The following is a 12,764-nucleotide window of genomic DNA, read 5'->3' as shown; positions in this document are numbered from 1 at the left end:
ATTTTTGATTAGCAATTGAAAAATGAGTTATTGTACTAATAATCTTATTTAAAAACAATTTAATTATTTGGATCATCTAAAGTTAAAATCAAATACAAAAGCATGAGTTTATCTACACTAAGCATCAAAAGACCTGTACTAACGATAGTACTCAATTTGGCTATCATTTTATTTGGTATTATTGGGTACAGTTTTTTAGGAGTTAGAGAGTTTCCTTCGATTGATCCTGCACAGGTATCCATTCGAACAGATTATGCAGGAGCCAATGCAGATATTATTGAGTCTCAAATAACCGAACCGATAGAAAAAGCAATAAATGCCATTGATGGAATTAAAAATATAAGTTCGTCGAGTGTTCAAGGAACGAGTAACATTACGGTAGAATTTAATTTGGATAAAGATTTGGAAACGGCTGCCAATGATGTGCGAGATAAAGTTGCTATTGCGGCCAGAAGTTTGCCAAAAGATCTTGATGCACCACCCGTGGTATCCAAAGCGGATGCTAATGCAGATGCTATTATTTCGATGACAATTCAGAGCAATACTCGTAGTGATTTGGAGTTGAGCGATTTTGCCGAAAACCGAATAGCACCACAGCTCGAAACCATACCGGGAGTGAGCGGTGTACAAATTTGGGGACAAAAAAAATATGCCATGCGATTGTGGATAGATCCGATAAAATTAGCTTCATTTGGCTGTACGGTTTCGGATGTAAAAACAGCATTAAGCCAGCAAAATGTAGAATTACCTTCGGGTAAATTGACAGGAAACAACACCGAATTGACTGTAAAAACGATAGGGAGCTTAACCAATTCTGAAGAGTTTAACAATATTATCATAAAAAATGTAGGCGATAAAATGATTCGGTTTAGCGATATAGGAAATGCTGTTTTGGGACCTGAAAATGTAGAAACCAAAATGGCACAATCTGGTTTGCCTCTTATTGGAATTGCCGTAGTACCACTTCCTGGAGCCAACTATTTGGACATTTCAAAAGCATTTTACAAAAAATTTGAGTCCCTTAAAAAAGATTTACCCAAAGACATTCAGCTTAATATAGCCATAGACAACACCGTATTTGTAAAAAAATCGGTGGTAGAGGTTGCCGAAACCTTGTTGATTTCAATCATTTTGGTTATCTTAATTATTTATTTGTTTTTTAGAGATTGGGCCATAGCATTTAGGCCATTAATAGACATTCCCGTGTCGTTGATAGCCACTTTTTTTATCATGTGGTTGTTTGGCTTTTCGGTAAATGTATTAACACTTTTGGCAATAGTTTTGGCCACAGGATTAGTAGTTGATGATGGAATTGTAGTAACCGAAAATATTTTCAAAAAAGTAGAAGAAGGCATGACGCCTATGGAGGCAGCCATTGCAGGATCAAATGAAATATTTTTTGCCGTAATTTCTATTTCAGTAACACTAGCAGCCGTATTTTTGCCTGTCATTTTTTTAGAAGGATTTGTGGGCCGATTGTTTAGAGAATTTGGAGTTGTTATTGGAGCCGCAGTATTGATTTCGGCCTTTGTATCGCTAACACTAACCCCCATGCTAAACGCCTATTTGATGAAAGGTGGTGTGCAAAAAAAATCTAAGTTTTATGAAATGACAGAGCCATTCTTTGTTAAAATGAATCTCGGATATAGTGGTGCATTAGAACGATTTTTAGTATATAAAAAATGGAGTTTCATTATTTTAACATTGTGTTTTGGTATGATTTTTTTGTTTTTTAATATTCTAAAAAAAGAAACAGCCCCTTATGACGACCGCAGTGCCATTGTACTAACCACAACCACCGCAGAAGGCTCGTCCTATGAATATACGGATAGGTTTATGCAAGAAATATCAAGGTTGATAGACGATTCTGTGCCTGAAAAACGAGTCAGTTTGATTTTGACAGCACCAGGATTTAATGCTTCGGCTACCAATAGTGGGCGGGCAAGAATTGCTTTGATTAATCCTGAAGATCGCAAAAAATCGCAAAAAGATATAGCCGAAGCACTTACAAAATGGACTAAACAATATCCAGAAGCCAAAACATCAGTATCGGAGCAGCCCACAATTGCAGTAAACAAAAGAGGGGGGTTACCCATACAATATATCATTCAGGCGAGTTCTTTTGAAAAATTAAAAGAAAAAATCCCACTTTTTATGGAGGAAGCCTCAAAAGAAGCCACTTTTGCCATTACGGATGTCAATTTGAAATTCAACAAACCCGAAATCAACATTATTGTAGATAGAGCAAAAGCCAAAAGTTTAGGGATTTCGGTTTTAGATATTGCACAAACTTTGCAATTGGGATTGAGTGGACAACGATTTGGTTATTTTCAAAAAAATGGTAAACAATACCAAGTAATTGGACAATTTGAACAAAAAGACCGTTCAAAACCAATGGATTTAACCTCGATGTTTGTAAGAAACAACCAAGGAACTTTGATTCAAATAGACAATGTGGTCCAACTAATAGAAAAAAGTAATCCTCCACAATTGTATCACAACAATAGAAACATGTCGGCTACCATTATGGCAAGTTTAGCACCGGGCAAAAGTATGGGCGAGGGCATTGAAGCCATGAATCGGATTAGAGACAAGGTATTAGACGATAGTTTTACAACAGATTTAGGAGGAGAATCTCGAGATTTTGTTGAGAGTAGTTCCAACACATCGTTTGCTTTTGGATTGGCGTTGTTGCTTATATATTTAATATTGGCAGCGCAATTTGAAAGTTTTATCGATCCGTTTATTATTATACTTACAGTACCAATGGCGGTGGCCGGGGCTTTATTTTCGTTGTGGTTGTTTGGTCAAACATGGAATATCTTTAGCCAAATTGGAACCGTAATGTTAATTGGATTGGTTACTAAAAATGGTATTTTAATTGTAGAATTTGCCAATCAATTACAAGAACATGGCAAACCAAAATATGATGCCATTTTAGAAGCTGCAAGCTCCAGATTGAGACCCATTTTGATGACCAGTTTAGCCATTGCTTTGGGGGCTTTGCCAATTGCCTTTTCACTTGGTGCAGCTGCCAAAAGTAGAATTGGCATGGGGGTTGTAATCGTTGGGGGTACTGTATTTTCGTTGGTATTAACTCTATTTGTAATCCCTTCCATATATTTGATGTGGTCCAAAAACCAAAAAAATAATGCCATCAATCAAGCACATGAGGCTTAATAAGATATGAATTAACATGAATTTAAAAAAGAAAATAGGACTACTTTTTACTTTGTTTTTGATACAAAATGCAGAAGCACAAGACATTTTAACAATCGAAAAAGCAGCTGCACTTGTATTAGAACATCATTTTGATATTAAGTTAGCACAAAATGATCTAGCCATAGCACAAATCAATAACACCATTGGCAATGCTGGAATGTTGCCCAATATAACGGCTTCTATAAACAATAATAACAGTTTATTCAACACCACACAAACCCAATCCGATGGCAATCAAAAAACGCTGAATGGAGCCAAAAACAGTAACCTAACGTATGGTGTGGGGCTAGACTGGACGCTTTTTGATGGAATGAAAATGTTTGCAAAACGAGAGCAATTAAAAGTGCTGGAAAAGCAAAGTGCCTCACAATTAAAAGTAGCCATAGTTTCTAAAATGAGCGAATTGTATCAAACGTATTATGGTTTGATTCAACAAAAACAACAATTAAAAGCACTCGACACCGCATGGACGGTATCAAAAGAGCGGTTGCAACTGGCACAAAATAGATATACCATTGGCAAAGCCTCTAAACTAGAAGTGCTGAATGCTCAAGTGGATTTGAATAGCGATCAGAGTTTGATTTTGCAACAAAAACAGCAGATAAAAGAAAGCCTTATTGCATTAAACCAACTGACGAATCAGCCACTAGAGCACGTTTTTGAAATTGAAAATGATTTTAACATTCAAAACCTAATCGAAAAAAACAGCTTGCTAGAAAAAGCCTTGCAACAAAACCCACAATTACAAACACTGATTTTGTCCAAAAATGCAGCCGAATGGCAACTCAAACAAGCCAAAGCATCAAGATACCCCGTCGTTAAAATCAATACAGGATACAATTTTACCCATACCGAAGCCTCATTGGGCTTTGTAACACAATCTTCTGGAAAAGGTTTGGTTTACGGATTTTCAGCTTCAGTACCTGTTTTTAATGGTAACTTGCAACAACGCAACGAAAAATTAGCACAAAAGGCTATTGAAAATACCAATTTGACATACGAAAAACAAAAATTAGAAATAGAAAGTCAGTTATCCATTTTGTTTGAAAGGTTTAAAACCCATTTGAATTTGATAGACATTGAAGCTAAAAATGTTGCTATTGCCAAACAAAATTTAGACATTACATTAGCTAAATTCAAAATAGGAACCATAAGCACAATGGAATTAAGAACAGCACAACTCAATTATGTTGCAGCACAATTAAGATGGCACGAAGCCCAATACCAAGCCAAACAGAATGAAATTTTAATAAAAGAATTAACTGCTGGTTTTTAATTTTAGTATCTGTAAAATAATGTTTTTTTGTGTTAAAATATTATTTTAATGTAATTATTTCAAAACACCCTATTTCTTTGAGCAATTTCTTTGAAAGTGCTCCCCCAGTTGTTGTTATTGTTGTTGTTTGGAGTTCCGTCTTCAGACAGTAACGCATCGGTATCACTGGCATCATATTTCCAAACCCAAGCACAAATGGAAATTCCACGGGCATGAATCTGATTCAAAAAAGGGGCTGTTTCCATCAAAATTCCTGCATTCATGGGTGCAATTTCACCAAAAATAATTGGAATTTTAAGGCTTTGCAAAGAGTTTAATCTATTGGTAATCAAACTATTGGATTCTAACAACCATTTTTCATACGCATGAATATCAAACAGGATATTGGAATGTTGAGCCAAAAAAGCGGTTCCTTTATTGATCAAAACAGAAGCATCTTGTCCTTGCTCGGCACAGGGCACTACAATGATATTGGCATTGCCCGTGTTTCTTATGATTTGAACCAATTCCGACATGTCTTCAAACCAAATAGCATCTGTGTAGCCATCCGCTCGGTCATAGCGATAAGGTTCGTTCCAAACTTCTATCCAAACATCGTTTTGCTCTTTGAAGTGCGTTGCCCAAGCCTGAAGTTGGCTCTTGAAAGCGTTCCAAAAAGCCGTTTGTGTAGGGCGTTTCCCCGAAAACAAAGTGGCGGGTTGTCCGTTCCACCCAAAAGCACAAAGAACGGTAACTTTGTTATTTTGCCTATTGGCATCAACAATTTTTTGTAACGAATGCAAATAAGCCCCATTTTGGTCCAAAATTGGATTTCCAGTTATAGGATTTTCACTTACATTACCTACAAATTCCCGAACAATATCCAACTTCCAGGCATTCATATCGGCACTTCCTGCTCCAAAACTATGAAACGCATTCGCCCCAATAAATTGTTTGGTTGCCCCATCTTTTTGAATCCAATTTCCTGAAATAGAATAGCCTTTCGGATGAGTTACCAAGTCGGGTTTTGAACAAGAAGCTACAAAAAACAACCATATTACAGCCCATTGTATTTTGAAAAACCGTTTTTTCATGTTGGAATAATTAAAAGTAGACCACAAAAATAAGAAAAAAAACAAACCAAAACATTTAAAACATAACTTCTATAACCAATGGTTTTGAAATGGATTATAAACACTTTTGGGGCACCATTTCAACTATTTTTTTAACCCAAATTTCGCATTAGACTTCGTAATGAAATCTAAAAATACAAGAAAATTAAGTGCTCACGGACTTTTTAATATTTTAGAATATATTAATATTTTAACATTTAAAAAAGGAGACATCGTAGATTGATGAACTCCAAAAAACAATATTAAAAAGTGAATAAAGTGCTTAATTGCTTCGCCAGTTCGCCTTTTGGGCTCGTGTTTGAAGCAGTTACGGATACTTCGTAAACACGGATTTTTATCTGTTTTTTTTTAATCCGTGTTTGTTTACATCTGTGTTTATACGTCTGCTTAATAATTGAACACGGATTACACGGATACTTCGTAAACACGGATTTTTATCTGTTTTTTTTTATCCGTGTTTGTTTACATCTGTGTTTATCCGTGTGCTTAATAATTGAATTAGATTATAATAGATTTCTAATGCTTAATTTGGGTTTAATAATTAGGAGCTATTTCCAGCCATCCATTACAAATCCGCAACAAAAAAAGTGGGGTTCTAATGCAAAAAAAAGAGCTTCTTAGGTCGCTTTTTTTTTGCAAGAACCCCTACTTTTTTTGTTTTGCGGGTTTTCCATTCCTGTCTGGGCTAGGGCATTGGTTTTCCAAAAAATGATTTCATAAAAATAGAAATGACCGTATGATAATGCTTTATTTCATGAACAATCAACTTCTTGCGATCTATCGAATACGAGATACACCCCGAGAAAACCTTATGGTTAACTAGCTGCTATGAGTTCTCTTGAAAAACAAAGGGTAAGTAATTGAAAATGAGTTACATTGCTCGGTTTCAGGTACAAGGAATAATAAAATATACATGAATACAATTTGAAAAAAATGAATAAATTCTAGCTGTTTGGTATAACCAAACTATTATATAATCCTAACTAAAAACGTTTTATAAACCCCTGAATAGCATTGGTTTAAATCCTGGGTTTTTATTTTTATAGGTATTCGTTGATTTTAATTCATTACTCGGCTTTCAGGTGCAAGGAAAGGCTAGGTGTTGTGCGTTCGGTTTTTTTTTCAATTTTTAGTTAACTTTTCCCATTTTGATTTATTTAAAATCATATTTAATGAAATCCATTTGTTTCCTTTTACTTCAATTTCGCTATATTTATTCGGGTTCATTTCAAAACCAGTTTTTTCATAACATACAATTGCATATTTATTCCAATCATAAACATTGAGTTCTACTTTTTTAGCATTGAGTTTTTCAAAGCTATATTTTACCAATTCATTTATAATTTTTTTTCCAAATCCTTTTCCTCTTTGACTTTCCTTACCAATTAAAATTCGACAAAGTTTAACTTCATTGTTTTCAGATTTATGAATTTCGGAATGTCCAATTATTTCATTTGTTTCTAAATTTTTGACTTTAAATGAAATTATATTTTCCGAATATAAATATTCGTTCAGTTGTTCTTTAGTTAATGGAAATTTAAAAATCGGTCCAGAAAACTGAACTAAAGTTTCTTCGTTATCAATCCAGTTTATTAATCTTTCAAAATCTTGTTCAGTAAATTTTTCAAGTTTTATCATTAATTAAAATTCAATTTTAATAATAAGTTTCATTTCGATTTTTGTGGCTCCAAACTGACGCATAACATTTTGCATATTTATGAAGTGGCAGCTTTTGAAGCACTTACTTTCAATTTAGCACTAATGTTCATTTGAAAACCGAATGTTCAATTTAGCACAAAACCAGCCATTTTGCCAAACCGCTGTTGGCAGTAGGTTTTATTTTAACTTTCCATAGTCATATAGTCCAATTCTCCATTCTCGTTTGTGTTTATAACAACTAAATAATTTGTAATCTCTTCTCCAATTGAGTAGTCAAAAATTGCAAAGTTTTCTTCGTCTTGAGGATAAAGTCCAACTCTTATTAATTTTAATTTTGTCAAAAGTTGTTGTTCAGGTTCTGTCGTTGTATCGTCAAAATTAATAAGTGTTGAGAGTTCATCTTTACCAACTTCTTCAAGGTGGTGCTCTAAGTAAAATTTTACAGTGTCACCATCTTCGTCATTATAGTCATTGAGAATGTAGGTATTGTTTAATTTGTCAAATTTGTCAATGTTTTCAATAAAGTTTTTTACTTTGTCCATTGTCAATGTGTCAATGGTTTTAGTTTCAAAATTTAGGTCTATTTGAATTTGATTTCCGTTGAACTCAATGTCAACATTATAATATTCTTCCAAATTTTCTGTTGGTAAATTTCCGAAATGTGGTAAAGTGTATTCTGCCATCTTTGTTATTTTTAATTATTATTGATTGTTGTTTGTCAATTTCGTGTCGTTCTCCAAACTTCTAACTAACGTTTTATTAATGTTTTGTAAATCAATTATTTACAATTATTATTATTTTTATTCCTCCTAATTTTTCCGCTTTCATACCGTTAGCTTACGGGGTCAGGGCGTGAGTCTAGGGGGAATGACGCATAACATTTTGCATATTTATGAAGTGGCGGATTTAGAAGCACTTACTTTCAATTTAGCACTAATGTTTATTAGAATTCCGAATGTTCAATTTAGCACCGAACCCGCCATTTTGCCAAACTGCTGTTGTGCGTTCGTTTTTTTATTCAAATAGTTGTTTTTTAATATTCCACACATAATTTTTCTCTTTTACTTTTAGAAATTTGGCATAGTTTTTTTCGTAAAAATCAGGTGAAGACATATTATTCTCTTTAAATGAAATATTAATATCTTTTCCATTTTTTGGCAATTCGATTGTAAATTGAGTACTAATTAATTCATCTTTAACTGCTTGATTTACATTAGTCTTTGTAAATTCACCAACGAGATTATTCATAAAAACTTCAAAATTTGAAGAATAACTTTTTAAATATCCTGTTTTAAGTTCAGTTAGTGCATCATCTTTGTACTCAAATAGTTTGAAGTTATTTTGGGAAAAACCTCCATTACTTCCTCCAATACTCGAAATTGCAATTAATTTTTTATTTGTCAAATTCCAATATGCAATTTCAAAAATTTGGTATCCAGATTGACCTTCCGTATATGATTGTTCTAATCTTAAATAACCATTTTTTTTATCTATTTCTAAAGAATAATACATATCATCATTTGTTAAATTTCCGTTTTTGACAAGATTTTTTCTTTCAATAAATGAAAGATTATCTATATATTCTGTTGGAATAGAATAGAAAAAGTCTATAATATATTGTGCATTAGAATACTCAATTGAAGTGAAAAGTATAATTAGGATAAATATTTTTTTCATTTGTTGGTTAGGTTTTTGAATTTACCGATTCTGTGTTAAAATGACGCACAACGGCAGTCTGTGAAAAAACTGCCGTTAAATATTTTTCAAAAACAATAAAAAAATAAAATAAAATAGTGTTTTTTATTATTATTTTTTGTACATTTAGCCATGCAACATATCACAGGAATAGCCCGTTTACAAATGCGTCTTTCTAGTTTGGAGGACACTATTGGCTCCGAAAATCAAGTGCGTTTTATCGATGCATTTGTGGAGGTTTTAAATCTATCAGAAATTGGTTTTGAAGTAAAAACGATTAAAAAAGAAGGTCGTCCGAGTTATAACTCAAAAGTGTTTCTTAAAATTTATTTATATGGATATCTTAACGGCATTCGTTCGTGCAGAAAACTCGAAAAAGAATGTGCCCGAAACATTGAAATGCAGTGGCTTTTGCAGGACATTAGACCCAATTATCACAGTATTTCCGATTTTAGAAAAGACAATCCGAAGGCTCTGAAAAAATTATTCAAAATATTCGTACTTTTTCTTAAAGATGCGGAACTCATTGCTGGTGAAACCATAGCTATTGATGGGACAAAAAGCAGGGCTCACAATAGTAAAAAAGCCAATTTTAGCCAAAAAAAAATCGACCAACACTTGGAATATATAGACACCAAAAGCCAGGAATACCTTGATGCTTTGGAGCAAAATGATGACAAAGAAAACCCCATTGTCATCAAAAATATTCAAGATAAAATCGAGCGTTTGAAGAAAAATCGCCTTCGATATGAACATTTGGAAAAGGAATTAAAAGAAAGTGGCGAACCACAAATAAGCACGACCGACCCGGATTCGAGAGCCTTATTGGTTCAAGGTCAGGTAGTTGAAGTGAGTTTCAATATTCAAGCTGCTGTTGATGATAAGCACAATTTGGTCATTGCTACACACACCATCAACAAGAACGACCGTAACGCACTGTCTGCCATAGCATTAGAAGCAAAAAAGAATTTAGAAGTGGACACTTTTACGGTTTTAGTTGATAAAGGATATCACAACGGAAATCAAATACACCAGTGTAAACAAGCCGATATTGTAACTATTGTAGCCCAACCCAATCAGGGAAAGAGTAATGAAAACGGTACACAGCCTGATTATTTTGTATCAAAATTTATTTATAATAAATTAGAAAACACCTACGTCTGTCCGCAAGGCGAAACCTTGACAACTTCTGGAACTTGGCACAAAAAAGCAGGACGAACAGAAGAAAGTGGTTATCAATTTCAGAAATACCGCACGCCAAAATGCAAGGAATGTCTAGTTAAAGACCTCTGCACCAGCAGGAAAGGCGGCAGAGAAATAGACCGAAGCCAGTATGCCGATGCGGTAGAAGAGAATAACAAGCGTTATCAAGAAAATCAACAATTATACCGAAAAAGGCAAGAAATTAACGAACATATTTTTGGTACAATCAAGCGACAATGGGGGTATAACCATACGAACTTAACGGGATTAGAAAAAGTAAATGGCGAACACAGCCTGATTATGCTTGTTTACAACATCAAGCGAAGTATCAATATTTTAGGAATTCCAGAATTGATTGCCAAACTTCAAAAATGGAACTCACCCTACAAGGCAAAACTTGTTTTTTGTTCTAAACCCACCTCAAAACATCGTTTTACAGCCCACGTTTTTTGGCAACAAAATAATGCGGCTTAAAAATAACCCTTTCGCAAATGGCTTCTATTACATTCAAAAACCAGCGTTTTTTTGGTTTTTTGGATTATAAACAGGGTTTTTTCACAGCCTGACGGTTTGCAGCTACCCGAAGGTGGCGATTTCGAAGCACTTCACTGTCAACCAAGCACAAACTTTGATAGAAGCACAATGCTTGATTTAACCACTGAACCGCCACTTTTGGGTAGGTGCTGTTAGGCGTAGTATTTCTATTCTTCAAGTGTTTCATATAGTCTTCTTGCATATTCGTCAGCAACAATTCGTATCCAATTTGGAGTAACAATAAAAAACCAGAAAATAGAAATAATAAAAAGTCCAGCGTATAAATATGCGTCCTCGTTTGGCGAGAAGGAATATTCTGTGAAATAATCGGTCGCAAGAATTAAATGAATAACAGCTGATAGAATTAAAATTACAATTGCCCAAGTTTTCATTCCCCACAAATTTCTTCTAAAACCGTAGCTCGTATTTTCTTTAAAAAGCAAGTTGTACTTTACTGTGTCTCTAGTTTTAGAAATTAGATATTTTGTACAGCTTTCATATATCTCATCAGCTTTTGTTGGATTTTGTTCTTCTTCTTCAATTGTCGGTAAAGTAACATTCTCAATTTTTGCAGTTAAGACCTTATGAAATCGTGCCTTAGTATGTTTGTCTAAAAGCTCTGAAGAATGTCTTAATATCTGTGTACTTGGCTTACCACCCCATAATTTAAATAATTCTTGCTCCTTTAATTTTCCTCTGTCTCTGCCTAGTTGGGATAATAAATAAGAAAACAATCCAATTGTTGCAAACGCAGTGAAATAATGGAAATAGATTTCAAAATTTGTGATATAAAATACTGCCAAAAGCAAAAGTGGCAGGAGTACCAGAAATGAAGGATAAATCCTTGCTTTTAAAGAGTAATAGTCAATCTTCATTTTGAGTCTGCATTTTTTTCTACATAAATATGTTCAATTTTCCCGTTGTCGTCAATATGGAAACTAATATTACCATAATGTTTTGTCGATAGGACTTTGTTTTTTGTAAGCGTATTGTAATATGCGTAATCGTAATCAACACCTTTAATAACAGAAACTACTACATGTTTTGGGGCAATGTGTTTAAACACTTCTTTATTTACATTGTATGAACTTCCATGATGTGGGGCTAAGAAAATGTCAGCTTTTAATTCATCCTCCCCCAACTCCGCAAGAATTTCATCCCATGCCGCTATAGTGGCATCACCACCCAATAGTATCTTTGTCCCCTTATAATTAATGGATATTACATAGCTTAAATGGTTGTATTCTCCACTATCGTTTGCTTTCTTAACCAGTGCTTTTGATGGTGAAAGAATTTTTATATTGTCCGAATTCCAATAATCTCCATCACTATTTCTATACAGGTTTAAACATTTTGGACTTTCCGTACTTTTTCTAAATTTTTGATATGTTTTCCAATCTTCTTTTTCATAATATGGTGCTTTATCCAAGTCCGCTTGAGTTAGAGTTTTATTATTCTCTGTGTCCCAGAAATTATAAATTTTAAAGTTTGCAGCTATCTCTTCCATACCAGATAAATGGTCCATGTCTGGATGGGTAATAATTAGCCTAAAAATGTCTCGGTTAGGATATTGCTTTTTTATGAAGTCAATTGGGTCTGTAAGGTCGTTTTCGTCAGTATTTCGAGAATTGTCTGTATCAACAACAGTCAGGTGTCCGCTTGGAAAATCAATCACAGTGCAGTTTCCTTTTCCAACATTTATAAAATGAATTTTCAACATATTGTCTGTCTTTTAATATTACGCCTAACTAGTAGATACACGAAACTTATTGCATTTTTTTTCAATTTCTTATATCCTTTGCAATGGTACAAAATATAAAATTAGTGTGCAACTTTTATACAAAAGAGCCACAAAATTTGAAATTATCGTAATACAAACGTATCTATTCAACTTATTTTTTCAAAAATAGGGGGGGGGCTGGTTGTTGCTGTATATTTAGGGGAACTCTCATGGAGGCTAACGGAAGGTCGCCTAGAGGCTTCCTTTGCAAACCTAAATCATTTTCTTTGGTATCAATGCCATTTTCTTTGGTATTAATGCCATTTACTTTGGTATTAATTAT

9 protein-coding genes are annotated in these 12,764 nt (G+C 33.9%); 3 read left to right on the top strand and 6 right to left on the bottom strand.

Annotated elements, in window-relative coordinates:
• Window positions 1–102: 102 nt before the first annotated feature.
• Together FBFL15_RS12315 and FBFL15_RS12310 are read left to right on the top strand one after the other, a co-directional pair.
• Complete coding sequence (locus FBFL15_RS12315) at window positions 103–3,180, top strand: efflux RND transporter permease subunit (RefSeq protein WP_014084901.1); 3,078 nt, start codon at window positions 103–105, stop codon at window positions 3,178–3,180.
• A 16-nt stretch (window positions 3,181–3,196) separates the two neighbouring features.
• The gene (locus FBFL15_RS12310) at window positions 3,197–4,498 is read left to right on the top strand and encodes a TolC family protein (RefSeq protein WP_014084900.1); all 1,302 of its coding nucleotides are present in this window, start codon (window positions 3,197–3,199) and stop codon (window positions 4,496–4,498) included.
• Window positions 4,499–4,557: 59 nt separating this feature from the next.
• On the opposite strand, the gene FBFL15_RS12305 is transcribed toward FBFL15_RS12310, so the two are convergent.
• From FBFL15_RS12305 to FBFL15_RS12290, 4 genes are all read right to left on the bottom strand, one after another.
• Window positions 4,558–5,571 (bottom strand): cellulase family glycosylhydrolase, encoded by a 1,014-nt coding sequence (locus FBFL15_RS12305; protein WP_014084899.1) that lies wholly within the window; start codon window positions 5,569–5,571, stop codon window positions 4,558–4,560.
• Between the two features lie 1,161 nt (window positions 5,572–6,732).
• Window positions 6,733–7,248 (bottom strand): GNAT family N-acetyltransferase, encoded by a 516-nt coding sequence (locus FBFL15_RS12300; protein WP_014084898.1) that lies wholly within the window; start codon window positions 7,246–7,248, stop codon window positions 6,733–6,735.
• A gap of 203 nt (window positions 7,249–7,451) precedes the next feature.
• Window positions 7,452–7,952, bottom strand: a complete 501-nt coding sequence (locus tag FBFL15_RS12295) for a DUF2004 domain-containing protein (protein ID WP_014084897.1) — start codon at window positions 7,950–7,952, stop codon at window positions 7,452–7,454.
• A gap of 331 nt (window positions 7,953–8,283) precedes the next feature.
• Complete coding sequence (locus tag FBFL15_RS12290; protein ID WP_014084896.1) at window positions 8,284–8,946, bottom strand: hypothetical protein; 663 nt, start codon at window positions 8,944–8,946, stop codon at window positions 8,284–8,286.
• 150 nt (window positions 8,947–9,096) lie between these two features.
• Here FBFL15_RS12290 and FBFL15_RS12285 point away from each other — a divergent pair, with 150 nt between their 5' ends.
• The gene (locus FBFL15_RS12285; RefSeq protein WP_014083674.1) at window positions 9,097–10,641 is read left to right on the top strand and encodes an IS1182 family transposase; all 1,545 of its coding nucleotides are present in this window, start codon (window positions 9,097–9,099) and stop codon (window positions 10,639–10,641) included.
• Window positions 10,642–10,868: 227 nt separating this feature from the next.
• Here FBFL15_RS12285 and FBFL15_RS12280 read toward each other — a convergent pair whose 3' ends face one another.
• Complete coding sequence (locus FBFL15_RS12280) at window positions 10,869–11,576, bottom strand: hypothetical protein (RefSeq protein WP_014084895.1); 708 nt, start codon at window positions 11,574–11,576, stop codon at window positions 10,869–10,871.
• Window positions 11,573–12,421 (bottom strand): ComEC/Rec2 family competence protein, encoded by an 849-nt coding sequence (locus tag FBFL15_RS12275; RefSeq protein WP_014084894.1) that lies wholly within the window; start codon window positions 12,419–12,421, stop codon window positions 11,573–11,575. Before FBFL15_RS12275 ends, FBFL15_RS12280 begins: the two co-directional genes overlap by 4 nt.
• Window positions 12,422–12,764 lie beyond the last annotated feature (343 nt).

It is taken from the genome of Flavobacterium branchiophilum FL-15 (assembly GCF_000253275.1).
Taxonomy (GTDB): Bacteria; Bacteroidota; Bacteroidia; order Flavobacteriales; family Flavobacteriaceae; genus Flavobacterium; species Flavobacterium branchiophilum.
Note: the sequence above shows the minus strand (reverse complement) of the source record. Positions and strands in the feature narration are given on the sequence as shown.